Source organism: Streptomyces sp. 7R007, from assembly GCF_054850255.1.
The window spans coordinates 1-25,327 of record NZ_JBTWMV010000061.1 but is presented as its reverse complement, the minus strand read 5'-3'; the positions used below and the strand labels follow the sequence as shown (position 1 = coordinate 25,327).

Below are 25,327 nucleotides of genomic sequence, written 5' to 3'. Positions count from 1 at the left end.
TCGTTGCCACGCTCTTCGCTTTCGGCTACGACCCGTACCGCTGCGGAGTGATCTCTGACGAGCAGGTATCCGCGTGAGGATACGTCGAAAGTGCCGCGTGGGCGCTTCCCTTCCCAAGCGCTACGGGAACACGACCGCTTCGGGCGGTGTGGTCCCTGCTGAGCGTCCCGTGGTCAGTTCGGACGGAACTTGGCGGCCGGTGATCTGCTGGCCTGGGAGAAAGGGAGGCATCCCCCGCATCGTTGCGCCCAACGGCTTGCGATAGGGCAGGAAGCGTGATCCTTGCACAGCCCATGCGTCTCGCCTTCCGGGCTGATGCGCTTGTCGAGACCGGCCCAACGCCCTTGCGGGTCCAGCTCTTTCAGCAGCGTGCAGAGGGCCCGGTAGTCGGCGTGACGGTCCCCGCGGATGCGGGTGTTCACTCGCAGTTCCGAGCGTCGGGTCCACGCAGCACGGCCGTTGGCCGCCGCAGGCACGGCATCGAGGACGGCTTTCGTCAGCTCCAGGACGTCCTTGTGGCTCTGACCTCGTACCCGTCGGCCGCGGGCATACGGTGCCAGGCTCCGGGCGCCTCGCAGTACGGGCGCAGCCGCAGCACATGGCCCGGCAGGACCCCGAGCAGCCGCCGCCGGGGCACCCTGGCCACGGAGATGATGGCGGGGCAGATCGCGGACCTCCTGCGCCCGCATGGGCGGCGGGATCGTAGTGCTGGACGGATCGGTGATCCGCACCCGGTGCAGAACCGGGAAGGAGAACCGGGAAGGAGAACCGGAAGAACCACTCCGGCAAGTACAAATGCCACGGCCTGCTCGTGATCGCCCTCTCCGACGGCCGGGTGCGACCGCTGTGGATCTCGGCGACCCGCCCCGGGCGCACCTCGGAGATCACCGCCTGTCGGCACGGCCAGCTCACCCAGAAACTGCGGGAAGCCGGACTCGCAGCCATTGCCGACCTGGCCTCGTCGGCCTCGACGACTGCGGCCCCGACGCCGTCCCGGTGGTGATCACCGGCGACAAGGCCGCCCGGAAGGGGGCCTCTGACGCGAGGCCAGACGCTGTCCAGCACGGCACGGGCGGCCGCCCGCGAACCCGTCGAGCGCGGCTTCGCTCATTTCAAGAACCGGTGCGTCCTCGGGGAAGGACGCACCGACTCCTCCTGGACGACCGCGCTGGTCCGGGCCCTGCCGGTCCTCACGAACCGCAAAGTCACCCGATGACCCTCGACGCCCCACGCACATCAGACCCCTGACCACAAGCGTCAGCTTGCATACCTCTCACTGGGCATGGTGTCGGCGTACGCCTGAACGAACGTGCTCAACCCCTACAGGCGTACGTGCTCAGTTGATGATGCGCTGACCACGGGTTGTCGTCAGTCCGCAAGGAACGGTCCGGCGTCGGACGGCCGGGCCCTTCTCATGCCACCTTGATGACTACCTTGCCCGCGGTGTGACCGCTCTCGACGGTGGCGAGGGCCGCCGGGGCGTCGGAGAGCGGATGGACCGCGGTGATGACGGGTGCGAGGAGTCCGTCGAGGGCCAGCCGGGCCGCCCGCTCCAGGTTCTCGCGGTCAAGGCGACGCTCGACGAAACGCCCACCGAGATCGGGCACAGACATATCACCCACAGAGATGACGTTGCGGGGCTCCTGGGCCAGCGGAGCGACCGTCCGCAGCGAGGCGCCTCCGGCCAGGTCGACGATCCCGTCGAAGCCGTCGGGAACCAGTTCGCGTGCCGCGGTGGCGACATCCTGGGCGGTGTAGTCGATGAACTGCACACCGACGGCCTCGGCGTGCTCGCGTTTGGCGGTGCTCCCGGTGCCGATCACGCGCAGTTCGCGCCCGATGGCCAGCCGGGCGACGGCGAGGCCGACCCCGCCGCCGACTCCGTTGACCAGGATCGTGGCACCGGCCGGAAGGCTGAGCTGGTCGAGGACGTCCACCGCGGTCGTCCCGGCTACCGGCAGTGTTGCCGCCACGGTCGCGGACAGACCCTCCGGAATGCGCGCGGTGTGCGGCGCGGACAGCACCGTGGTCTCGGCGTAGGTGCCGCCGCCGGTGAGTGCGAAGCCGAAGACCGCGTCGCCCACCTGGAGCCCGTTGACGTCCTCACCCCGGGCGAGGACGGTTCCGGCTGCCTCCATGCCCAGCACGCGGGGGAACGGTCGCCCGCCGTCGAGCCCGTCGACCAGACCTGAGCGCAGAAGGTGGTCGAGGGGATTCACGCCGGCGACGTCGACCTGGATCAGTACCTCGCCGCGACCGGGAACGGGATCGGGACGATCGAAGAACTCCTGCACCTCGGGCCCGCCATGCCTGCCAAAACCCCACGCCTGTCCCATCTTGCGTTGCCTCTCGTATGACCGGCCCGGTGATTCCGGGCGTTGTCGCCATCCTCACCTGTGACATCGATGTGAGGGGCAACCAGCTGAGACGCAGATCACAGCATCAGGCGGACTGCGCTCCCGGTTCCGGGGCCGTGGACAGCTTCGCCCGGTGCCGGCTGTTGGCCTTGATCAGCACGTCGAGTGCATCCCGGGCCTCGATCAGGCGCGCGATGTCGGCGTCGATCCGGTCGCGCTCGCGCATCATCGCCGTGAACGTCTCCTCGGCGACGCCCAGGTCGCCCGGGACGTCCACACACGGCAGCACCGTCGCGATCACCCTGCTGGACATACCCGCGTCGAAGAGCTGCCGGATGAGCGAGACGCGCTGGACCGCAGCATCGGAATAGTGACGCTGCCCGGCTTCAGAGCGTGAGCTGGTCAGCAGGCCCTGCTCTTCGTAGTACCGCAGCGAGCGCGGACTCACGCCCGTGCGCTTGGACAACTCTCCTATCCGCATCCCAAAGAGCCTACGCCCGCGTGTTCCAGAGTCAGACCGCCGGCGGGTCATGGACGCTCGCGGACACCCCCATGGCCGCAGGGCTGTTCTCCCGGTCCCACACCTGAGCACGTTCACACCGGCATGGCCCGCGGTCTCAACGCGATAGCCCGCGAACTCGGCTTGAAGCGCCGCACCGTGGCCGACTACGCACGCGCTGCCCGCTGGCAGGAGTGCGTACGGCGCACTCCGTCCTGCCGGTCCACGAGCCTCGACCCGTATCTGGAGTACCTGAGGCAGCGGTGGGAGGAAGGCGAGCACGTCGCCACCGTGCTGCACTGGGAGATTGCGGCCAAGGGCTACGGCGGCGACTACCAACGGGTCAAGATGGCCGTCGCGCCACTACGCCGCGGTCTGCCGGCCTGGCCCGGCCAACCCGCGGCATCTGGCCGCCTGCCTTGGCGAGCCTGGCCAAGGCCATCCGCGAAGACCAGCTGGCAGTCGTGCAGGAAATCACCACCCTGTACAACTCCGGCGTCAGCAAAGGCCGGATCACGGACCTGAAGCTCCAGAAACGGGCCATGGCCGGCCGCGCCGGCGTTCCTCCTGCACCGAGTCGCCACCACCCCGTGACGGAGCGTCACCGGCCCACAGTGGCACCACCCCGATTCACGAGAATCGTGCCACGGCCACATTCACTTGTACGCAGACAGCCGGTACCGACGGAGGCTTTGCGGCGTTTGAAATGGCCGAGGAAGTCCATCCACTCGGCCTCGGTGGGTAGATGGCGTTGTACCCCACGTGGTGTTGGTGTTGGTGTGGCCGACGGTGACTTGGGCGATGTGGGGGTGGTAGGCCGCAGCGGACGGCGTCGGTGATGAACATGCGCCGGAAGTCGTGTGGGGCGAAGTCCGTGGGTTGGTCGGTGCTGCCGGCGAGGCCAATGAAGGCGAGGATCTCGGCCAGGGCGCGGCGGATGAATTCGCCGGTCATGCGGGAGGGTTTTCCGGCGCGGTTCCCCTGGAACAGCAGTGGTCCGGGTGGGTTCCGGAGACGCCATCCATCGGGTGCACGAATCGCCGGAATCGATCGCCGCGTGTAAGCTTTTTGCTGCGTATGCCGTGAGCAGACGCGATCCACGCAGTAAAGAACCTGGACCGGATGCAGTCGGGGGCCATGAGCGTGGCTGAGTCAATGCGTCCTGCCCCGTCCGGTGAACAGGCTCGGCCGGACGACGGCCTTCCCCTGCGTCTGCAGATCCTCGGCCCGTTGCGGCTCTGGCGCGACGGCGCCGAAGTACAGGTGGGACCGCGTCAGCAGGCCTTTGTGCTTGCGCTCCTGCTGGCCCGTGAGGGACAGCCGGTCAGCACTTCGGAGCTGATCGATCTGATATGGGAAGAAAACGTACCGGCCAGCGCCCTGAACGTCCTCCACAAGTACATCGGCGTGTTGCGGCGCCTGCTCGAACCAGGACTCCCGGCCCGCGACAGTGGCTCGTTCCTCCATCGCAGCGGCAGCGGATATCTGTTCTCGGCGGGAATCGGCATGCTCGACCTGGTCACCTTTCGTGAGCATGTCGCGACGGCCAGGGCGGCTACTGCGCGGCAGCGCCACGAGGCGGCGCTCGCCGACTACGTGGAGGCACTCGCCCTGTGGCACGGTCCCGCGGGTGACGGGCTGAGCAGCGGCCCCACCGCGCTCCCCGTCTTCGCAGCCCTCGACGCCGAGTTCTACGAGGTGTGCACGACAGCAGCCGAACTGGCGACGGCGCTGGCCCGCCCGGAGCAAGTGCTGCCGGCGCTGCACCTGGCCGCCTTGATGGCGCCCCTGCACGAGCCCGTCCAGGCCGGCCTCATCACCACCCTCGCCGCCGCGGGCCGGCAAGCAGATGCACTGTCGGTGTTCGCTACGGTCCGCGCCCGTCTCACCGAGGACCTCGGCATCGACCCCGGGCCTGTGCTGCAGGCCGCACACCAGCGGGTGCTGACGCAGACGCCGTCGCCGACCATGGCGGATACGCACAGCGACGTCAGCCGCCCACGGCCGAGCACGGCCGGCCCCTTGGTCGGGCGGTCCAAGGAGCTCTCCTTGCTGCGCCAGAGCCGGGACACGGCGCTCACCGGAGGCACGGCGATCAGCATCGTCGAGGGCGAACCGGGTGTGGGCAAGACCCGGCTGCTGGAGGAGGCCACCGCCGAGGCAGCCCGGCGCGGCGCGCTGATCGTGTGGGGCCGCTGTCTGGAGGGCGACGGTGCGCCCTCGATGTGGCCGTGGGTGCAGGCCATCGTCACGATTCTCGACGCCCTGTCCCCGCCTGACCGGGAGCAGTGGTTCGCCGGTGAGGTCGGACATCTCGTCGAGCCTCGCGGCGGTGTGCTGGCCGCACCGGTGCTGCCGGACAGTGGTTTCCGCTTCAGGCTTTTCGAACGGGTGGCCGCTGTCATCGGTCAGGTGTCCGCCCAGCGACCGGTCGTGCTCGTGATCGACGATCTGCAGTGGGCGGACGGCACGTCGCTGGAGCTGTTCGGGCACCTGGCCGCCCGGCTGCCGGCCGGCACTGCCGTTCTCGGCGCCCTGCGCGACCGTGCTCCCGTACCCGGCTCGGAACTGTCCCGTCTGCTGGCCGCGGTCAGCAGGGTGCCCGGTCACCGCCGGTTCCGGCTCGGCCCGCTCACTCCGGACGAGGTGGCCGAACTGGTCCGACGCGAGACCGGCCATGATCCCGGGGCGGGCGTGGCGCGCAGCATCCACACGCGGACCGCGGGCAACCCCTTCTTCGTTCGGGAACTGTCCCGGTTGCTCGCCGACGGCGGGGTGCTCACCGACGACGCCGCGGCCCGGGCGGGGGTTCCGGCCACCGTAAGGGACGTCGTCCTCGACCGGATGGCCGACCTGGACGGCGGTGCCAGAGATCTGTTGCAGATCGCCGCCCTCATCGGCCGCGATGTCGATCTCGACCTGCTCGTCCGGGTGGCGGGTGTCGACGTCGAGAGCTGCCTCGAACAACTCGAGCCCGTGAAGGCCCTGGGCATGATCGAGTCGACACCGGAGAATCCCTTCCTGTTCCGGTTCGCCCACGACGTGGTCCGTGAGTCGGTCTCCACGACAACGCCGCCGTCGCGGGCGAGCCGGCTGCATCTTCGGGTCTCTGACGCTCTGGAAGCGACCGACCCCGGGGGCGATTTGATCGCCGAACGGCTGGCGCACCACTTGTGGGCGGCCGGTCCGCTGGCCGATCCGGCCCGGACGGCTGCCGCCCTGGTGCACGCGGGGCGGCGGGCAGCGGGCAAGTCCGCCCTCGACGTCGCCGAGCGTCAGCTGCGCCAGGCCGCGCGCGTGGCGCGGACGGCCGGCCTGGAGGAGCTGGAACTGACGGCTCTGTCGCAGCTCACCGCCGTGGTCGGGATGCGGTCGATGTACGGCTTCTCGTCGCGGGACCTGCTCGAGCGCGCCGAGCATCTGGCGCGCCGCCTCGGCCGTGAGGTCGAGGCTGCCGGTTTCCTGTTCTCCCGCTGGTCCTCCCACGCCCAGGCCATGGAACTCGACCGCAGCGGGCCGCTCGCGCGTCAGCTGCTGCAACAGGCCGAGGCGTCCACCGACCCGTTCGTGCTCGGGTGCGGTCTGCAGGCCTGGGGGATTCACCAGTGGGACATCGGTAACATCGGCGAGTCGTTCCGGTACCTCACCCGGTCCCGGGACATCGTGCTCAACCTCACCCAGCGCGAGAAGGATCCGGTCCAGCACGACCTCCAGTTGCTCATGACGGGGATGCTCGCGGAGGTGACCGCGCTGCACGGTGACGTAGCGTCGGCGCGGGTCCTGCTCGACGGGCTGGAGGAGGTGGCGGGCGCCGACCCGTACATGATCACGATCTGGGCCACCATGTCGGCGCGGACCGCAGCGATCATCGGTGACCCGGTCCAGGCGCTCCGCGTGACGGAGCGGGGACTCGCGGTGGACCCGGACTTCTCCTTCGTCTTTCTCGGCACCTACCAGCGATTGGTCCGCTGCTGGGCCCGGGCCATGACCGACGAGGACCCGGCCGGCGTCGCAGCGGAGGCTCAGCGGATCATCGCGGCGAACCTGCTGAACCCGCCACGTTCCGGCGTGGCCACGTTTTACGGGCTGCTCGGTGAAATGTGGTTGGCGGACGGAGCGTTGACCGAGGCCGCTGCCGCTCTCGACCGGGCTGATGTCTACCTGGACGCCTGTGGCCAGCGCCACCCGGAGGGCCTGATCCTGCTGCTGCGAGCACAGCTGCTGCAGGCCCGTGGGGAGCCCATTGCCGTAGTCCGCGCGGCCGCCGAAAGGGGGCGGGCCTTGTCCACCGAGCGCGAGGCCCACCTGTTCGCCCACCGCGCCGAAAGGTTCCTGGCAAACCTTGAGGACCCCGCCGGCACATGACGGCGCCCGCCTCTGCTGTGCTCAGGCGTGGCTGTGACGTTGTCCAGCGGCCCCGGCGTGACGCCTTGGGTTCTAGGCGTGGTTGCAACACCTGACCTGGGGGTTGTTGCGATGACCACGCCGCGTCGGAAGGGCGGATTCCCGTGGTCTCCGGCAGGTGCGGTGCTGTGGATGTCTTTGTCCAAGCAAGAGCTGTTCGACCGGATCCGGCGGGACAGCTGGCAGCGGCAGATGTCGATCCGGGCTCTGTCGAAGAAGTACGGCGTACACCGCCGGCTCGTACGCGCTTTGAGTGGTGTCCCGCCGAGTGGTGTAGCCATCCGGACCGTGCGGCTCCGTTCAGCGCCGTGGCGCAAGCGCCGGCCCGCCCGCCTCTCCGGTTCTCGGCGCCGCTCACGGGGTCATTACCGCCGTCCAGTGCGGAAGTGACTACACCCCCCCATTGAGCTGCGGAGCCGCGAACTCCGCATCCCTACACCACGTCGCCGGACGCCACCAGGCTTTGTCCTCGCCAGTGGCCGCGCCGCGCCGTCGGCCGGTGCGGACGTCGCCTCGGATGGAGCCGTACAAGAAGACGGTCGATGCCTGGCTGCGGGCTGATCTGGAGGCTCCGCGCAAGCAGCGGCACACGGTGCGACGGATCGTCGCGCGGATCGAGGAGGAGTTCGGCGAGGCGATCCCGTGTCCGACGGTCCGGGACTTCGTCGCGGCCCGTCGCAAGGAGATCGCCGCCCAGACGGGGGACGCCCGTTGAGGCATTCGTGACCTGGCGAAACGCGCTCGGCGCGGATGCCGAAGTCGACTTCGGGGACGTCTATGTGGACCTGGCCGGCCAGCGCACCCGCTTGCTATCTGTTCGTCTTCCGGCTGGCATTCTCGGGCGAGGCCGTGCACCGCATCTCCCGGTCGTGCGGTCAGCAGGCGTTCTTCGAAGGCCACGTCCACGCGGCCGGCACGAAGGCGCAGAAAAACGACGCCGCGAAGCACACCATCACGATGCCACGGAGTAGCTGAGATCCGTCGCGGTGAGCGAGGCAGGCACCAAACGCAGCCACATCGTGCCTCGTTCGCCCGGATCATCATGCAGGTAGTGCACGAAACGCTCGTCCCACAAAGCCTCGTCCGCCCCCAAATAGCGGGCAAGCTTGCGCCGCCCCCTCGGCACGTCGAAGGGCACGAGCTCGGCCTGGCCCCGAGCGATCACCTGTCGGACGCACCCCGTCGCGAGATCGCACTCATCCACCACGAGGGCCACGTTCGGGTCGTCCTTCACGCGGTGGAACAACCGGGCCCACGGGCCTGTCAAGGTCCAGAAAGCTCCCTCTTCCCAGAGGAACCAGACAGGACGCACCGTCGGCCCGCTCGTCGCGATACGAGCGGTGAACGGCTGCTGCAGGAAAGCGTCCACATCGAACCCAGAAGGTTCCACATCGCCAATCTTCTGATGTCGCCGATCAGTTCACCACCGACCTACGACCTACGACCAAAGCCCCAAGCACCCCGAGCCCCCGGAAGAACAGGGCAAGCCCCTCAAGTGGTCCCGGCGCAGACCAAAACCGGGGCCACTTGAAAGACGTCCCGGAGACACAGGATCTTCATCGCCTGGGACTGCTGGAAGACGTCACGCCGGGGCCGCTGAACAATGTCACAGTCACTCAGGCGGTCTGGACGCCGTCAGTAAGTGTCCACTCGTCGTCAACAAGACCCGCCTACGGTCAACGGAACGTCTGCGGGTGCGGGTGGCCGTGGACCATGGCCACCGGGCGCTGGCGTACCGGCACGGCTCAGACCGCGGCGACGCGGATCATGCGTCACCTACGTCACTCTCTGAAGGCGAGGTCGCACGATGAACACTCCGGTGGTCTTCATTCACGGCCTGTGGATCCATGCGCTTTCCTGGCAGCCCTGGCAGGACCTGTTCGGCGAGCGAGGCCATGAGACCCTTGCGCCCGGCTGGCCCGGTGAGGCCGATTCCGTCGAGGCCACCCGCGCCGATCCCACCCCCACAGCCGGGGTCGGCGTCGACGAGATCACCGACGCCTATGCAAAGACCCTTGCGACGCTGGGGGCGCCGCCCATCGTGGTGGGTCATTCCTTCGGCGGGCTGATCGCGCAGAAGTTGCTCAGCCGCGGCCAGGCCGCCGCGGCGGTGGCGATCTCACCTGCGCCGATCAAAGGGATCCGGGTCCTGCCGCCCAGCCTGCTGCGCTCCAGCCTGCCGGTCCTGTCCCGGCCGGGCAACAGGCGCAAAGCCGTCGCCCTGACCGAGAAACAGTTCGCCTACGCGTTCGGCAACGCGCTGCCGCGGTCGGAGTCCGACGAGCTGTATCGCCGCTGGACCATCCCGAGTCCGGGCCGTCCGCTCTTCGAGGCATCATCGGCCAACTTCACCAGGAATGCGCCCACCGCCATCGACACAGGCCGCGGTGACCGCGGCCCGCTGCTGCTGGTTGCGGCAGGCAAGGACCACACCGTGCCCGCCGTCGTCGTTCGGGCGGCCCACCGGCTCTACGTCGGCTCCGGCTCCGTCACCGAGATCGTCACCTACGCCGATCGCGGGCACACGGCCCCGTTCGACCACGGCTGGCGCGAACTCGCCGACGACAGCCTTGCCTGGCTTGCCCGCCAAGGCCTCTAGCCGGCCGGAAGTGGAGGTGCCGCCGGTCGCCGACGTCGGGCGAAGCCGTTGAGGCGCCGGACTTCCGCCCTCGCACCCGCCCTGATCCGGAATCCACAACGTGTCCACTCTTCATCAATCGGTGCTCCGTAACGTCGGTCGGGACAAGGAGGACAGGGCCACCACAGATCGCAGCGCGTCGGTTCATTCCGCACCCGCGAACGCAAGGACGCACGGCAGGAGTTGGACATGGCAACGATGAAGGCGGCAGTCGTCCGTGAAGCCAACGCGCCCTGGGTACTGGAGGACGTTCCGATGCCGACGAACGAGCCGCACCAGGTCCTCGTCAGGATCCATGCCTGCGGGGTGTGCTACACCGACGCCCTGCTGGCACAAGGGGTGCTCGCTCTCCGTCCGTTCCCCCATGGTGCTCGGGCACGAAGGCGTCGGTGATGTGGTGGCCGTCGGCGACGGCGTGACGTCACGTCAGGTGGGCGACTAGGTCGGGCTTCCCATCATGCAAAAGCCCTGCGGAAGGTGCGCGTTCTGTAAGAAACGGCACGCGGACAGCTTCGTGACGGCCAACAACTGCATCGCACCCGTCCTGACGGGAGTCAACGTCGACGGCGGCCAGGCCGAGTACGTCGCCGCCGATGAGCAGGGCACGGTCCTTCTGCCCGGCTGAAGCCCATGATCGAGATCTTCCCGAAGGAAGTCGTCGGCGAAGCCTACAACCGCCTGATCAAGGGACAGCTTCGGTTCCGGGCTGTCGTGAAGTACTGAGCTGCCTCGCGAGGCAGCGACCCCATTCATCCCAAGGCCGTCCGAAGGGGCGTCCGCGAGGGAGGTACACCATGAACACGATCACGGTCACGGACGGTACAGAGATCTTCTTCAAGGACTGGGGCTCGGGCCAGCCGATCGTCTTCAGCCACGGGTGGCCGCTGTCGGCCGACGACTGGGACACCCAGCTGCTGTTCTTCCTGCACCACGGCTATCGCGTCATCGCCCACGACCGGCGCGGACACGGCAGGTCCACACAGGCCGGCAGCGGTCACGACATGGACCACTACGCCGACGATCTGGCCGCGCTGACCGAGCATCTGGACCTGCGGGACGCCGTCCATGTCGGACACTCCGCCGGCGGCGGCGAGGTGACGCGCTACATCGGCCGCCACGGCGAGGGCCGGGTGGCGAAGGTGGTGCTGATCAGCTCGGTGACACCGTCCCAGTTCCTGTCGGACGCCAACCCCGACGGTCTGCCACAAGACGCCTTCGACGGTCTGCAGGCCGGCGTCGCGGGCAACCGCTCGGAGTTCTTCCGGGATCTCGCGTCCGGCCCGTTCTACGGCTTCAACCGGCCGGGCGTCGAGCCGTCCGAGGCGGTCGTCCAGAACTGGTGGCGCCAGGGCATGATGGGCGCCGCGAACGCCCAGTACGACTGCGTCTTCGCCTTCGCGCAGGAGGACTACACCGAGGAACTCAAGAAGATCAGCGTGCCGGTCCTGGTGATGCACGGCGACGACGACCAGATCGTGCCCTACGCCGCCACGGCGCCGCGAGCAGTCGAGCTGCTGAAGAACGGAACGCTCAAGACGTACGCCGGCTTCCCACACGGTATGCCGACCACTCAGGCCGACACGATCAACGCCGACCTGCTGGAGTTCATCCGGTCCTGACCGCCGTGGGCGCCCCACGGGCCACGACCCATGAGACAGGAGAGGGCACATGAAGGTCTTGATCACGCTGACCTCGCATGACGAACTGGGCGACACCGGGCGCAAAACGGGGTTCTGGCTCGAAGAACTGGCCGCGCCCTACTACCACTTCAAGGACGCAGGGTGGCAGACCATCCTCGCCTCACCGAAGGGCGGGCGTCCACCCCTGGACCCGAAGAGCAATGAGCCGCAGTTCCAGACCGACCAGACCCGCCGGTTCGAGGCCGACGCCGGGGCCGAGGCCCAACTGGACACCACCGCGCGGCTGGACGCGGTGTCCGTCGACGACTTCGACGCGGTGTTCTACCCGGGCGGGCACGGGCCGCTGTGGGACCTTGCCGAGGACCCGACGTCGATCGCACTGATCGAACGGGCCGTAAGGTCGGGCACCCCACTGGCGCTGGTGTGCCATGCCCCCGGTGCGATGCGGCACTGCCGGACCCCGGCCGGCACGCCCTCGGTGGCGGGTCGCAGGGTCACCGGATTCACCGACAGCGAGGAAGAGGTGATGGGCCTGACGAAGGTGGTGCCCTTCCTGGTGGAGGACGAACTCATCGCCAAGGGCGCCGACTTCTCCAAGGGCGGTGACTTCGAACCGTACGTGGTGACCGACGGACTGCTCGTCACCGGCCAGAACCCGGCATCCTCCGGTCCGGCCGCGCTCGACTTGATCGCGCTGGCCGAAAAGACCAGAGGGTAGGCCCTGCGCGGAGGGTGAGACCATGTCGAAGATCCATCACCGTTTCGCCGACTCCGCGGCCAACTGTTCCACCGCGAAGCCGGACCGGTCGGCGCACCCACGCTGGTGCTGCTGCACGGCTTCCCCGCGAGTTCCTTCATGTTCCGCGACCTGCTCCCGCTGCTCGCCGACCGGTGGCATCACGTCGCCCCCGACCATCTGGGTTTCGATCACTCCGACGCGCCGCCGGTCACCCGCTTCACCTACCCCTTCGACGCCCTCACCGAGCTGACCCGGGACCTGCTCGAGCAGCTCGGCATCGAGCGGTACGCGATGTACGTGCAGGATGACGGTGCCCCGATCGGCTGGCGGCTCGCGCTGCACGACCCGGCAGCGGTCACGGCCATCATCAGCCAGAACGGCAACGCCTATCCGGAAGGATCCGTGCCCGAGTTCTTCGACACCGTCCGGGCCTACTGGAAGGAGCAGACTCCACAGACCGAGGCGGGCGTCCGTCAGGCGCTGACCTTGGACTTCACACGCCGGCAGCACCTGACCGGCGCCACCGAGGAAACGCTGGTCGACCCCGACGCGTGGCAGCACGATCACGCGCTGCTCTCCCGCCCCGGCAACGATCTCCTCCAGCTGGCGCTGTTCCTCGAAGCCGGAAACGGCCGGCAGACCGGCTGCTCCGGTCAGAGTGGCGGGCTCCAGCAGGGCCTGCGAAGACTGCCTGAATGATGACGTCGTTGGCTCTATCCGTTCGCTGCCCACTCCGGCGATGTAGAGCGGAAGGAAACGAGCAACATGAAAGCCCACCAGGGCGAGTACAGTCAGACGAGCGTGGCGGCCAGGCATGCCAGGGCGTGTGCGACGTTCTTGCGGAACTCCGCCTCTCCCACGGCTCGGTCGTACTCGTCGGCCTCGACCAGAACGTCGCGTGCCTAGAGGTTGACAAGCCGCGTTCGCCCCGTTCGCGATGAGGGAATCCGCACCACCACCGGCGAGGGTCCCCGTCAGCAAGCTGACGGGACTCATGAACGCTTGAGGCTAGGCGTTGGCCTGCCCGAACACGGCCTTGTGCAACCGCCTTTACCGGCGGCGTGCCGCCATAACCGCTGAACTGGTTGGCGTTGTAAGAACTTCGGTGGCTTCCAGGGCTGGATGAGTGAGGTAGAACAGGCGCAGCTCATCCACTTCGCCGCCGAAACGAGGCGGCCAGTGGGGCGAGGGGGTGAAGTCGTCCAGGATGAGAAGGCCACCGGGAGCAAGCAGCTCGACGACGCCCTCGGGGTCGTCCCGCTTGCCCCCGCCGTCGCAGAAGAAGACGTCGAAGGGGGCATGCCGCTCCAGCAGCCGCCAGTCCCCGGTGAGAACGCTGACACGGTCGTCGTTTGCGAAGACACCGGCCGCTCGACGAGCCAGCTCCCTGTCATGCTCCACGGTGACCAGGCGGGCACTGGCACCGAGGCCACTGTGCAGCCAGGCAGTGCCCACTCCCGAACCGGTACCGCTCTCCGCGACGACCCCGTGTGGCTTCGCGGCAGCGGCCAGGGTGAGCAGCCTGCCTACTTCCGGGATGCAGCTCTTCGTGAATCGCGCCTCGGCAGCGACACGCTCAGCGGCTGCCACGCGGGGCGGAACCGCACGTTCTGCCATGATCCCCAATCCCCCTTCACCGTGAGCGTGACGCTATCCGCCGGCAGCGGCGTCCGCATGGAGTTCCGCCTGTCCGGCCCCGGCGAACCTACCCGGACACAGCAACAGATAGGAGCGGTAGCGGCTTGTGCTGAACTGGCTTTCAATGGCGCTGGTTTGGCGGGCACTCTGGGCGTAGGAAGGCGATATCGGCGGCTCGCCGGGGGGAAGCTGTGTCGAATACGGGACTGTCATGGAGCGCGCGACTGGCTGGCATATGGGGGCGCGCGGAGTCGACCGTTACGAAGGTTGTTCTCGCCGTTGTCTTCGCTCTGGGTCTGGTCGCCCAGTTCGTGAAGCCCGTCGGGGAGGCGCTGCAGGGCAAGGTGTACCTGGGTGGGGCACTGCTCACGGCGGTGGGCTACGTGCTTTACAGCGAGGTACAGCGCCTGAACGCGGTGCACATGACCCACCAGGAAACGGAGCAGTCCCTGGCCGACACGGTGCGTCGCCTCCAAGACGAACTGCAGCGACTGAACGAGGTTCTGCGTCCTCGGGTGACGCGCACGGCGGTGCAGGCCGAGATCCGGCAGGCGCTCGAAGCCGGGGGAGAAGTGCAGTTGGCAGCACTGAGCTTCACCGGAGAGACGTTCGTCAATCCCGTGAAGTCCATGCTGTACAACCTGACAAGGGATCCCGCACGGAGAGTGCATGTGCGCGTGCTGGTCCCGGATTTCACCGAGGAGATCGACGTCCCCGGCCAGGTGGGTGCCGGAGGCAGGATCGGCGACGCCCCAGAGTTCCGTGAGCACTTGAGGTGCATGGTCGTGGAGCACCAGCAAAGACTGAAGGCCCACATAACGCGGATGGCTGCGCGCGGCCAGGGAACACTCACGGTCGAGTTCCGCGTGCTGCACATGTCACCCATGCGCAAGCTGTACTTCATCAACACTGATGTGGCGTATGAGGGGCTCTACGACAAGCTGGATCTGCGCCCTGACCCGGACTGCGCTGCGGCTCCCGGACCGGACACGGCCGAAGGCGATCTCCTGGACATCCTCGGCGGCTCCCGGTTGGATCGCTGGTCCCTGGACAACGGCGAACAAGACCGGAAACACCTCGCCCGCTGCCGGGAGTTCTTCGAGACGCTCTGGCAGGGAGCCCGCGAACTGACGCCGACGACTGCGCCCCCAAGTCGGCCAGACGTCTCCTGATTCGCGATGCACGACTGTCAGAGGGCGCCGACCCGTACCCGTGCCCGCGCGGACCGTTGGGCACTCGAGAGACCGCCTGCGACGGCTACCACCAGGCGCCCGCAGCGCACCCAGCAGCCCGGCCCGAGCCACGCGTAGATCCGGGATCGCTTCGTGCTCAGTCCGGCTCCCCGTCTGATCTGCACCCAACCGAGGCATCGCCGTCTCACACACGCTCGGTTTCGTAGACTTGGCCGGCGTGGCGACACTCAGGCCAGAGCTACGTCAACGTGTGAAGATGGCGGGAATTGGCGGACGCAGGGACCGACACGGATGGGTCGGGCTGCGCATGCGCGCGTCGGCGAACGTCTTGAACGTCGTGCGCGACAGATCGGGACTCGCCGAGGTGAGGTTCAGCCTACCGGCCCTCTGAGGCCTTGTTTGGGTAGCACTTGTCTAGTGCGAAAAACGCGCCGAGAGGAGGGAAGTGCTCGATGACCGGCTGTGGACGGCCATCAGTTCCGCAGCGCGATTGCCGTCTCCGGCGGCGATGGCATCATAGATGGCTCGATGCTGGTGATAGCGCTCATCCACGACTCGGCGCCGTGAGCTGCTCACCTCGGAAAGGACGCTGTCACGACGTTCGTCCGTGCCGAAGGCGTCGACCATGTGCAGCATCTGTAGCAACGTTGCGTTTCCGCTGGCCTCGTCTACCAGCGCATGAAACCGTCGCATGTGGCGCAGGATGTCTTCGATCAGCTCACGTTCGTTGTCACTGCCCGGGTCGCAGTTGACTGCCTGACCACGCAGACGATCTGCTTCGTCCAGCACAGCACGCATGCGCTGTTTTTGTTCCGCAGTGGCCTTCTCCGCAGCCAGACGTGCAGCCAGTGACCGAAGGGCATCCTCGATCATCGAGAACTCGCGCAACTCATCCTGGGTGAACTTCGCGATGCGCACAGAGCGAGGGCCGGTGCGTTCCACCAACCGATCCTGCTCGAGGCGACGGAGAGCTTCCCTTACAGGCGTGGCGCTGATGTCCATGGACTCAGCCAACCCTCGTTCGGTTACCTTCTGGCCCCGTTCAAGGACACCTGAAACAATCGCGTCGCGGATCGCCGTGTACGCCCGGTCTCCCAGGGTCACGGAAGCCGCGAGCTGGGGAAGCTGCGCCATGAACAGTAGGATATTTGCTACAGCAGGAATGTTCAACTGTTACAGACGAACGACAGGGCCAACAGGCATCTCGCGGACCGCCCCGGACGGTTGACACCCAGGACGCGGCACAGCCGCGCGGTTTGCCTCGGTGGCCCTCACAGCATGGTTGAAGGCACACACCGTTCCTGCTTGACGATCGCCTTCGCGAAGACGGCCGCGGCCTTGACCAAGATCTCGTTCGCCTTCTGGCCTCGGCCAGCTCGCATCCGTCGTCAGCGCGCCTGCCGGCCCCTCATCCCAGTCAGTCCTGTCCTGCTGACCCAGCCCCGCAGCCCCCCAGGGGGGAGGTGTCGCCCTCTTTGCTGACCCGGTGTCGTCGATGATCAGGACACCATCGCCCTCGCCGAGCTTGTCGGCGACGTATTCCTGCAGGCCGTCAGGGGTGGAGTGGCCGGCCTCTTCGGCCAGCGGCCAGTCGTTCTCGCGGGCCACCGGGGCGAGTAGCCCGCGCAGTCATCCCGCACGTGGCGGCGGAGCTCGACTCGGCCGAAGCGGTGTCCCGATGGTCAGGAAGAGGTCGTCCAGTTCGAAGTGTCCCACTACTCGGTGGCAGACTCGGTGATCACCCTCGGTGGCTGCCTCGCCGCTGTCACTACCAACGGCGTTGTCGCATGATCGAGGGGCGGTCTCCGTGAGACCGCCCCTGCACGGCTCGAAGTCCCGCCACACCCCCGCCACCCGGCGAAAAGCCCAGGTCAGACTGCAAAATCCCGCTGAGTACCAGGGCCGGGTGGATCGAGGTGAGCAGTTCGCGCAGCCGGTTGGAGATGCGGGTGGCGCATGGGCGATGTCGCCATCGTGGCCCAGGAACGGGTCAGTTCGGCCCGGACGCTTACGCCGGCTTCCCTGCTGTGCAGGAGGCGGGGCATGGTGCGAGCGGCAACGGCGGCTTTGCCGGTGCCGGGATGGCAATCCAAGCGCGGGCGACGGTGGTACCCCGCCAGCGTGCCGATGGAGCCGGCTGGTCGACCACGACCAGGCCCTCCCCCTTGCGACGGGGGCGGGCGAACCGCCTCCGCAGCTGGGGCTCGCCGTTGGACAGCGGCTTGTCGAAGGTCATACGGCCGTCGGCCAGCAGAGCCGTGCCGCGGTGGATGGACTTGTTTGTGTCCAGGGCGCAGAACACATGGGCCGCGCACCGGAGATCGGCAACCACATCTCGCAGCCCTGCCCGAAGGCGGACGCGTTTCCCGCAGCGATCAACCGGTGCCGCCCGACCGTTGCGACGGCACCCCCGGATCAACAAGGACAGAGGTGAAGAGCCATACCGACCTCGGAGGCAACGACCCGAACCGGGCTCTGCGAGGAAGGTGATGGGCGGAACGACGTCCGGCGTGCCTGAAGACACGGGCATTCGACCGTCAAGAAACCCTCAGGTTCGTCGTGGGGTGGCTGTCAAGTCCGTTGAGAACGATGTGGCGGGTCCTCTTCCTAACAGTGAGGGAATCATTGATGGCTACTCTCTTGTATCGTTTGGGCGCTCTTGGCGCTCGTCGATGGCGAACGATGTTGATCGGGTGGCTTCTCGCCCTTGGCGCGGTGGTCGGGCTGGGAGTTTCCTTCGCCGGTTCCTTTTCGGACAGCGGCTCCATCCCTGGATCACCGGCTCAGACTGCCCTCACCAAGATGGACCGCCACTTCCCTGAGCCGGATGCGCAGTCAGCCCAGATCGTGTTCCAGGCGCCGTCCGGCCGCAAAGTGACCGAGCCGCAAATGCAGAAGTCACTGGCAGCCTCACTGAAGGCGACGAGTCGTGTGCACGGCGTCAGCGAGGTCAGCAGCCCAGAGGCAAGTGGCGCCATCTCCGCAGATGGTCGCACCGCAGTCGCGCAGGTCACCTTCACGACTAAGAGTGAGGACGACGTCCCAGCCAGCACGCTGGATGCGGTGAAAGCCGCGGGCAGCGAAGCCCAGGCCGCAGGACTCAAGACGGTCTACGGCGGTAAGCCGTACGAAACCTCCCAACCCCCTGTAGGGCCAAGTGAGCTGATCGGACTGGGCGTGGCTCTGGTGATTCTTGTGATCACTTTCGGCTCCCTGCTTGCCGCCGGCCTGCCGCTGATCACCGCAGTCCTCGGCATCGTCGGCACGATGGCCGCGATGATGGGTCTTTCGACGGTATTCGACGTCTCCGACAACGCGCCCACCCTGGCGATCATGCTGGGTCTCGCCGTCGGCATCGACTACGCCCTGTTCATCGTCTCTCGTCACCGTGCCCAGCTCGGGAGCGGTATGCCGGTCCGGGAATCCATCGCCAGGGCCACCGCCACGGCTGGCAGTGCCGTCGTCTTCGCTGGTGCCACCGTCCTCATCGCGCTCGCCGGCCTGTCCGTCGCGGGCGTTCCGATGCTGACCTCGATGGGGCTCGCGTCTGCCGGGGCCGTCGCTGTCGCCGTCATCACGGCACTGACCCTGCTGCCCGCGCTGATGGGAATGGCCGGCCGCAAGCTGACGCCCAAGGCTCCTAAAGTCCCCAAAGTCCGGGGGCTCCTTCCAAAGCTTCGTCGGCGTACCGCCCAGCACGCAGCGTTTAATGGCAGCACTCCCGCGATGGGGGTCCGCTGGACTCGTCGTGTCCTGCAGCATCCTCTGCGCAACCTGATCATGGGAACCGTGGCGCTCATTGCTCTGACCATTCCCGGCATGGAGCTGAAGCTGGCGCTCACCGACGAGGGCTCCACCGCCACGAGCAACTCAAGCCGCCAAGCCTACGACATGATCAGTAACGCCTTCGGCCCCGGAACCAACGGCCCTCTCATCGTGTTGGTGGAGAACAACGACCCAGCCGCCGTCACCTCCACAGCCGCCGCCGTGCAGGACACTCTGCGCGATGTCCGAGGCATCGCCGATGTCAGCAGTGTGGATGTGGCCAAAGACAAGAGGGCAGCCCGTATCCAGGTCACCCCTGACACCGGACCTCGGTCTCAGGAAACCAGCAACCTCGTTTCTCGCCTCCGCACACAGATGCTCCCGCTGGCACACTCAAGCGGCAGCTACGTAGCGGTTACCGGCCTGACCGCAGTCAGCATCGACGTCTCAGACAAACTCAGTGGCGCACTTGTCCCCTTCGTCGTTGTCGTCGTCGGCCTCTCCCTCCTGTTGCTGATGATCGCCTTCCGATCCGTGGCCATCCCGATCAAGGCCACCATCGGGTTCCTGCTGTCCGTGGGAGCTGCTTTCGGAGCCACCGTCGCGGTGTTCCAATGGGGATGGCTGGCTGACCTCCTGGGCGTGCCCAGCCAGGGCCCGGTGGCCAGCTTCGTGCCCATCATCGTCATGTCCGTCCTCTTCGGACTGGCCATGGACTACGAAGTATTCCTCGTGTCCGCCATGCGCGAGGACTACAACCACCATCGCAACGCCCACGCGGCCATCCTCAATGGCGCCAACAACGCCGCCCGCGTGGTCACCTCAGCCGCGCTCATCATGATCTCGGTGTTCGTCAGCTTCCTGTTCTCCCGAGACCCCGACATCATGCCCATCGCGTTCGCCCTGGCCTTCGGTGTCCTGATAGACGCTTTCCTGGTCCGCATGACTCTCGTGCCGGCCGTCCTCGCGCTCCTCGGAGACCGCGCCTGGTGGCTGCCCCGAAGCCTTGAACGAGTGCTGCCTCACCTCGACGTTGACGGCGAGAACTTCCACACCCCTGGCGCGGCGGATCCTCACAGGCCCGACCACGCTGAAGACCACACACCAGTGAGCCTGTGACACGATGACCAGCAAGGCCGAGACCGGGATACACGCGCCGACGGCAGCACCCGTCGAGCTGCCGCCGTCGATATCAGGAGCACACATGAGCGCAATCAACACGTCGGAAACCACCGACCGCGTGCTCGTCATCGACGATGATCCCGGCATCAGGCGCTTGCTGATCTCAGCACTGGAATTCGCCGGATTTGATGTCGAAGCGGCGGGCGACCTCAGCGACGCCCTTGACCAGGTCGCCCGCCGCCCCCCGGACGTCATCGTCCTCGACGTGATGCTTCCTGGGGCCGACGGCTTCGAGATTCTGCAGCTGTTGCGCGCCCGCGCTATCAACGTCCCTGTGCTCTTCCTGACTGCCCGCGACGCAGTCGAAGACCGTGTCCGCGGACTGCGTCTGGGTGGCGACGACTACGTCACCAAACCCTTCAGTGTGGTGGAGGTCGGCGCCCGCCTCCAGGCACTCCTGCGCCGCGCACGCGGCGCAGCCACTCTCACGGACAGTGCCAACCTGCGCTGTGCGGACCTCACGCTCGATGACCCACGCCATGAAGTCCGCCGTGCCGGCCAGATCGTTGATCTCTCTCCCACGGAATACCGGTTGCTGCACTACCTCCTGAGCCACCAGGGACAAGTCCTGTCCCGTGCCCAGATCCTTGAGGCTGTATGGCAATACGACTTCGGCGGGGACTCTGTCGTCGTCGAACGCTTCATTTCCAACCTCCGACGCAAGATCGACCACGGTCGCACGCCGCTGCTGCACACCGTTCGCGGCATCGGTTACACACTCAGAGAACCGGCCGACACGTGAAACTCCGCCTCCGCCTTCCCTGGTCTCCAGCCAGCGTCCGACTGCGCCTGCTCCTCGGCCTGGCCCTCCTCTTGGTCGTGGGACTCGTCGCCAGCGCCGTCATCAGCGCATTCCTCCTCGACGGCTTCCTGGACAAACGCAATCAGGCAACGCTCGAAGCTGACGCCAAACGTCTGACACACGTCATAGGGAAAGGGCCCCAGACTGCCAACTCCGACCAGCTGGGTGCCCTTCTCGGATCACCTCTGGGTTTGGTGGCCGTAAACGAGGACAACAAGGTTCTGCTCAGTACCGGTTCCGCGTCCCGGGCAGCCGACGAACTCGCCGCGCTCAGCGAGACAACGGCGCCAGGCAGCGTCTTCATCGACGACGGAGGCGATCTCAGCGCGACACGTATCCCTACTCCCGGCCTGACGATCGATCGTGGTGCCGCCGAAGCCACCGTCAAGCCGGCTGCCGTCATCCTCGCCATCGACACCTCCGTGGACGATGCCACCACGAGTGCTCTCATCAACCGCCAACTCACCCTCATCGGTGCCGCGCTGCTCCTCTTGCTGGCGCTGTCTGTCATTGTTCTCCGCCTGGGGATGCGACCCCTCGTCCGCATGGCGCGTAGCGCTGACGCCATCGCAGCAGGCTCGCTGACCGACCGGCTTCCCACCCTTCGAAACGACAGTGAAGCCGACTTGCTGGCAAAGGCCGTCAACCGGGCATTCGACGCCCAGGCCAGGGCCGAGGCGACCGTTCGGTCGCTGGCTGCCGACACCTCCCACGAACTGCGCACCCCACTGTCCACGATCTCCGGCTGGCTCGACCTCCACCGCCAAGGTGGCCTTTCCGGGCCGGGCTTGGAAACCGCACTCGAGCACATCGAGAACGAGGTAGGGCGGATGCGCCTGCTTGTCGAAGATCTCGCCCTACTCGCCCGCTTGGACGCCGGCCGACCCGTTGAACAGGAGAACGTGGACGTCACCGCGCTGGCCGCCAGTGTCGTCGAGGACGCCCAGATCATCTATCCTCAGCGTGATATCGCGATGTCCCTGGCGCCGTCCGCACCTGTGGTCGGAGACGCTTCTCGCCTGCAGCAAGTCCTGCGCAATCTTGTCGGCAACGCCGTCCAGCACACCCCGGCCCATACTTCCGTCCGCGTCGAGGTCACCCTCAATGCCAAAGAGGTTGAGGTCAAAGTCATCGACAATGGCCCCGGAATCTCTCCTCAGGACCTGCCTCGAGTCTTTGAGCGCTTCTGGCGAGCTGAAGCCAGCCGCAGTCGCGCCTACGGTGGCTCCGGGCTCGGCCTGGCCATTGTCGAAGCCATCGTTCATGCCCACAACGGACAGGTGAGCGTGCAGTCAGACCTGGGCATCGGGACCACCGTCACCGTTTGCCTCCCGCGCGGCCACAGCACGGGATAACCCACGTGCCGCACGGACGAGTCCTCACGGACAGACCGTGGGCCGTCCAAGGTGCGGTCGAGCAGGCGCTTTGCTCGCTGCCGGTGTCCAGCGCCCGCCGAGGTGAGGGCGATGCCTTCCGGCACAGCGCCGATGTCAGCGGGCTGCATTCCAGTACTGCACAGGCGACATGGATCGATCATTGTGTCACGGCGATGCTGTCGAGCAGATCACGAAAAGCACCGCACATCCTGGTCACGGCAGCGTCCGCTGCGTCAGAGAGCCGCGCGTACTTCCAGAATCCGTGGGGCAGCGTCGATTCCTCGAGAGGCAGCACCCGTACCCCCTCCGTCCGAAGCCGATCCAAGAGCAGCCGGGCGTCGTCGCGCAGAGGGTCGAATCCAGCGCTGACGAGCACCGTCGGCGGCAGCACGGCGAGGTCGGGTGAGAGGGCTGGTGCAAAACGCGGGTCCTGCCGTTGTGCCGGATGGGATAGGTACGCCTCGATGAATCGCTCGATCGCATGCGAGGTTAGCCCATAGCCCTCCGCGAACCGGATACGTGAGGGCAGTTCGGCATCACCTGACGCAATCGGATAGGCGAGTAGTTGTGCCACGGGCGCTTCCCGCGTGCGCGCGAGGGCCAGTGCCGCGCCGATCGCCAGATTGGCGCCTGCGCTGGTGCCCGCCACCGCGACTCTAACTGGACGATCAGAGCCGCCCAGTACCGTGGCCACATTCGTGAAAGCCCAGGCGACGATTTCCACGGCATCCTCGTACGCGCTGGGAAACTTGTGCTCAGGGGCGAGCCGGTAATCTACGGACACGACCGCACGTCCTGTGCTACCGCACAGTGTCCGGGCCTGCTCGTCGTGCGAGTCGAGGTTCCCCTTGACGAAGCCACCACCGTGGAAGAAGAGAATGACGCAGTCGTCGCGGACTCCGGGGTAAATACGAATGGGGAGCGTGCGATCTCTAAGAGGTACGAGATGGTCGCGAACCCCGTGCGTCTGCGCCGGGGGACGGGCAACGGCCATCTTGCGCAGTGAGCGGAGGTCGAGTCGATCAACCTGCTGACTGACAGCCCTCTGAACCTCCAGGAAGGTGGCTACTTGAGGGTCAAGTCTCTGCGATGTCACGGCAGTTCATCCTCCAGGCCAGCTGTGGGTGATGAGCGCGAGTCGATGGTGGGCCGGCCTTCGGACTCGTGGTTCCTGAAGGGGAGTGACCTTGGTCGTGACTCAGGATGCGAGAGCCGCAGCCAAGAATTCCTGCACAGCGGGCAGCACGCCGAACTGATTGTGGGCCACCCCCGGAACAGTATCGAAACGGGAAGTGATGCCGTATGCTTGCCAGTTGGCGCGGAGATCGTTGATGTTCTCGATGCGGTTTTTGCCGACAGGGACTGGGCTGGTCTCGCTGACTGGCGCGAAGTCGGCTGTTCCGGTGTCCTGCTCACCGATGATGAACTGTACCGGCAGGTCACGCAGGGCGGTCAGATCCATCTCGACACCGAATAGTTTCTCCATGTCGGCCGTCCCTCGCCACCAGGGACTCGTAGAGTCGATCAGCGTGACACGGCCTGGAGCGCCGACAGAAAGGGACGCCAGCCGCTGGGGGTGGACATACGCGAAGCGGTGGGCGAACTGTCCGCCGCCGGAGAAGCCGTGGAGGTGAAAGCGGTCGGTGCGTACGTGCCAGCGGCGGGCGACTTCCTCCACCATGGCCACCAGCACCTGGTCGGCACGGAATCCGTCGGCCGACAGGAGTTTGTAACTGTCCACATCGTTGGGACCGGTGATCCCGGCAGGAAAGAGCGGACATAGGAGGACGCAGTCGTGGCGCTCAGCGAAACCGGCCATCGCGTCGCGGACCGTCTCGACCCGACGTCGTGTCCCGTGGACGGCGACCACTAGCGGACTGGGCGGGCCGTCTGGGCTGTGGCTTGTCGGGACGTACAGGCAATACGAGAAACGCGGATCCCCGGCGTGGGCGAACAGTGCTGTCTTGCCGGTGAGGAAGGTGATACCGGGGTGCCCGGCGGGCAGATCCCAAGGGGAAATCGGCGCTTGGCTGTGTTCGGCGGTCATGCGATGGTCCTTCAGGCTGGGTGAGGCCCCGGGTGGACGTAGGGCGTGTCGATGCCGTGATTACCGCGTCCATGCACCTCTTGACCGCGGTGACCCCGACCGGGATGGGGCTGGCAGCGTGGCGACGTGAACGGACGTAGGGCGACCGTCACGTACTGGCGTCGAACTGACGTTCATGGAACCGGCAAGGGGTCCCTCCTAGGTCACATCCTGTCCTCGCTCGCTTACGTCCGCGGGTGATTGCCCTAACGACCGCCGCGCATGCCTGGTCGCCCTCGAGACGAACGGAGCGAGGTGCGGTGCATCGTAGAAAGTAGCGTATTTGCTACAGCATCATTGTCAAACGCTGTGGTCTCGACGAGCCGCAGACGACGAAGCCGTCGCCGTCGAAGCGGTGGGGTAGCGAGGAGACGTCATCGTCTGGACAAGGCGTCCGGTGCACGAACTGCTGTCCACGGCGCGCGAGCGACAACCTGGGTCACAACGCCGGAGGTCAAGACCGTGTCCGACGGCAATCGCGTCGATCAGGGCCGGCAGGAGGAGAAGGCGCAGTTGACCAGGGTCTGATGGCGGTGGGTGGCGCGGTCGGAGCGGACCTGGAAGTCGGCCCAGGCGAGTTCGTCCTTGATCTGCTCGTAGCTCTGCTCGATCCACGGCCGCAGCCCGTAGAGGCGGGCGATTTCGGCGAGGGCGGCCGGCGGGTACGGGCCGGTGGCGTGGGATGCGTCGGGGTGGGACAGGTTGGTGGCCAGGTACCGGGTGGCCTTCTCCGGCAGGATGGTGTCCCGCCAAGTGGTGTAGGAATCCGGACCGCCTCGCTCCGGCGACCGCCTCCGCGGCGATCGCCGTCGAGGCGCCTCGGTCGGTGTCGATCCTGATCCAGCCCACCGGAGCGGCTTCTACCCGGGCGTCGGCCTTGCAGGAATGTGTGACCTGCGGAGTTTTGACCTCCACATCGCTACACCACTTCGCGGGACGCGACCTCCGGCAGCACGGCGGATCGGTGGCGGCCACGACCAGGCGGCACGGGGAGTGGGGGCCGTAGCC

20 protein-coding genes and 2 pseudogenes are annotated in these 25,327 nt (G+C 66.9%); 12 read left to right on the top strand and 10 right to left on the bottom strand.

Annotation, left to right across the window (positions count from 1 at the left end):
- Positions 1-496: 496 nt before the first annotated feature.
- Positions 497-646: a hypothetical protein gene (locus ACYF6T_RS39635; RefSeq protein WP_461702814.1), complete on the bottom strand. Its 150-nt coding sequence runs from the start codon at positions 644-646 to the stop codon at positions 497-499.
- Positions 647-811: 165 nt separating this feature from the next.
- Here ACYF6T_RS39635 and ACYF6T_RS39630 point away from each other — a divergent pair, with 165 nt between their 5' ends.
- The gene (locus ACYF6T_RS39630) at positions 812-1,003 is read left to right on the top strand and encodes a hypothetical protein (protein ID WP_461702813.1); all 192 of its coding nucleotides are present in this window, start codon (positions 812-814) and stop codon (positions 1,001-1,003) included.
- A 409-nt stretch (positions 1,004-1,412) separates the two neighbouring features.
- On the opposite strand, the gene ACYF6T_RS39625 is transcribed toward ACYF6T_RS39630, so the two are convergent.
- The gene (locus tag ACYF6T_RS39625; RefSeq protein WP_461702812.1) at positions 1,413-2,294 is read right to left on the bottom strand and encodes an NADP-dependent oxidoreductase; all 882 of its coding nucleotides are present in this window, start codon (positions 2,292-2,294) and stop codon (positions 1,413-1,415) included.
- Between the two features lie 148 nt (positions 2,295-2,442).
- A complete protein-coding gene (locus ACYF6T_RS39620) occupies positions 2,443-2,838 on the bottom strand; it encodes a MerR family transcriptional regulator (RefSeq protein WP_461702811.1) in 396 nt (131 codons plus the stop codon).
- Positions 2,839-4,143: 1,305 nt separating this feature from the next.
- On the opposite strand from ACYF6T_RS39620, the gene ACYF6T_RS39615 reads away from it, so the two are divergent.
- Together ACYF6T_RS39615 and ACYF6T_RS39610 are read left to right on the top strand one after the other, a co-directional pair.
- On the top strand, positions 4,144-7,221 hold the full coding sequence (locus ACYF6T_RS39615; RefSeq protein WP_461702810.1) for a BTAD domain-containing putative transcriptional regulator: 3,078 nt from the start codon (positions 4,144-4,146) through the stop codon (positions 7,219-7,221).
- A 556-nt stretch (positions 7,222-7,777) separates the two neighbouring features.
- The gene (locus ACYF6T_RS39610; protein ID WP_461702809.1) at positions 7,778-7,975 is read left to right on the top strand and encodes a hypothetical protein; all 198 of its coding nucleotides are present in this window, start codon (positions 7,778-7,780) and stop codon (positions 7,973-7,975) included.
- A gap of 237 nt (positions 7,976-8,212) precedes the next feature.
- On the opposite strand, the gene ACYF6T_RS39605 is transcribed toward ACYF6T_RS39610, so the two are convergent.
- Positions 8,213-8,650 (bottom strand): pyridoxamine 5'-phosphate oxidase family protein, encoded by a 438-nt coding sequence (locus ACYF6T_RS39605; RefSeq protein ID WP_461702808.1) that lies wholly within the window; start codon positions 8,648-8,650, stop codon positions 8,213-8,215.
- 417 nt (positions 8,651-9,067) lie between these two features.
- Here ACYF6T_RS39605 and ACYF6T_RS39600 point away from each other — a divergent pair, with 417 nt between their 5' ends.
- From ACYF6T_RS39600 to ACYF6T_RS39580, 5 genes are all read left to right on the top strand, one after another.
- Entirely contained in the window at positions 9,068-9,859 is a 792-nt protein-coding gene (locus ACYF6T_RS39600; protein WP_461702807.1) for an alpha/beta hydrolase, read from the top strand.
- A 334-nt stretch (positions 9,860-10,193) separates the two neighbouring features.
- On the top strand, positions 10,194-10,340 hold the full coding sequence (locus tag ACYF6T_RS39595; RefSeq protein ID WP_461702806.1) for an alcohol dehydrogenase catalytic domain-containing protein: 147 nt from the start codon (positions 10,194-10,196) through the stop codon (positions 10,338-10,340).
- A 352-nt stretch (positions 10,341-10,692) separates the two neighbouring features.
- On the top strand, positions 10,693-11,517 hold the full coding sequence (locus tag ACYF6T_RS39590) for an alpha/beta fold hydrolase (RefSeq protein WP_461702805.1): 825 nt from the start codon (positions 10,693-10,695) through the stop codon (positions 11,515-11,517).
- A gap of 49 nt (positions 11,518-11,566) precedes the next feature.
- The gene (locus ACYF6T_RS39585) at positions 11,567-12,256 is read left to right on the top strand and encodes a type 1 glutamine amidotransferase domain-containing protein (protein WP_461702804.1); all 690 of its coding nucleotides are present in this window, start codon (positions 11,567-11,569) and stop codon (positions 12,254-12,256) included.
- Positions 12,257-12,361: 105 nt separating this feature from the next.
- The gene (locus ACYF6T_RS39580) at positions 12,362-12,976 is read left to right on the top strand and encodes an alpha/beta fold hydrolase (protein ID WP_461702803.1); all 615 of its coding nucleotides are present in this window, start codon (positions 12,362-12,364) and stop codon (positions 12,974-12,976) included.
- 351 nt (positions 12,977-13,327) lie between these two features.
- Here the strand turns inward: ACYF6T_RS39580 and ACYF6T_RS39575 are convergent, their stop codons facing one another.
- Entirely contained in the window at positions 13,328-13,894 is a 567-nt protein-coding gene (locus tag ACYF6T_RS39575; RefSeq protein ID WP_461702802.1) for an O-methyltransferase, read from the bottom strand.
- Between the two features lie 212 nt (positions 13,895-14,106).
- On the opposite strand from ACYF6T_RS39575, the gene ACYF6T_RS39570 reads away from it, so the two are divergent.
- Complete coding sequence (locus ACYF6T_RS39570) at positions 14,107-15,087, top strand: ATP/GTP-binding protein (protein WP_461702801.1); 981 nt, start codon at positions 14,107-14,109, stop codon at positions 15,085-15,087.
- 435 nt (positions 15,088-15,522) lie between these two features.
- Here the strand turns inward: ACYF6T_RS39570 and ACYF6T_RS39565 are convergent, their stop codons facing one another.
- Entirely contained in the window at positions 15,523-16,242 is a 720-nt protein-coding gene (locus ACYF6T_RS39565) for a GntR family transcriptional regulator (protein ID WP_461702800.1), read from the bottom strand.
- A 330-nt stretch (positions 16,243-16,572) separates the two neighbouring features.
- A pseudogene (locus tag ACYF6T_RS39560) lies at positions 16,573-16,824 on the bottom strand (IS701 family transposase); the annotation flags it as partial.
- A 912-nt stretch (positions 16,825-17,736) separates the two neighbouring features.
- On the opposite strand from ACYF6T_RS39560, the gene ACYF6T_RS39555 reads away from it, so the two are divergent.
- From ACYF6T_RS39555 to ACYF6T_RS39545, 3 genes are all read left to right on the top strand, one after another.
- Positions 17,737-19,992, top strand: coding sequence for an MMPL family transporter (locus ACYF6T_RS39555; RefSeq protein ID WP_461702799.1), 2,256 nt, complete (start codon positions 17,737-17,739; stop codon positions 19,990-19,992).
- Between the two features lie 85 nt (positions 19,993-20,077).
- Positions 20,078-20,797 carry a response regulator transcription factor gene (locus ACYF6T_RS39550; RefSeq protein WP_461702798.1) on the top strand — a complete coding sequence of 240 codons (720 nt, stop codon included), beginning with the start codon at positions 20,078-20,080 and terminating at the stop codon, positions 20,795-20,797.
- Positions 20,798-20,874: 77 nt separating this feature from the next.
- Positions 20,875-22,212 carry a sensor histidine kinase gene (locus tag ACYF6T_RS39545; RefSeq protein ID WP_461702797.1) on the top strand — a complete coding sequence of 446 codons (1,338 nt, stop codon included), beginning with the start codon at positions 20,875-20,877 and terminating at the stop codon, positions 22,210-22,212.
- A 178-nt stretch (positions 22,213-22,390) separates the two neighbouring features.
- Here ACYF6T_RS39545 and ACYF6T_RS39540 read toward each other — a convergent pair whose 3' ends face one another.
- The 3 genes and pseudogenes from ACYF6T_RS39540 to ACYF6T_RS39530 all read right to left on the bottom strand — a co-directional run.
- Positions 22,391-23,329, bottom strand: a complete 939-nt coding sequence (locus tag ACYF6T_RS39540; protein ID WP_461702796.1) for an alpha/beta hydrolase — start codon at positions 23,327-23,329, stop codon at positions 22,391-22,393.
- 102 nt (positions 23,330-23,431) lie between these two features.
- The gene (locus ACYF6T_RS39535) at positions 23,432-24,280 is read right to left on the bottom strand and encodes an alpha/beta hydrolase family protein (RefSeq protein ID WP_461702795.1); all 849 of its coding nucleotides are present in this window, start codon (positions 24,278-24,280) and stop codon (positions 23,432-23,434) included.
- Positions 24,281-24,813: 533 nt separating this feature from the next.
- Positions 24,814-25,059, bottom strand: a pseudogene (locus ACYF6T_RS39530) (IS701 family transposase); the annotation flags it as partial.
- Positions 25,060-25,327: the final 268 nt, after the last annotated feature.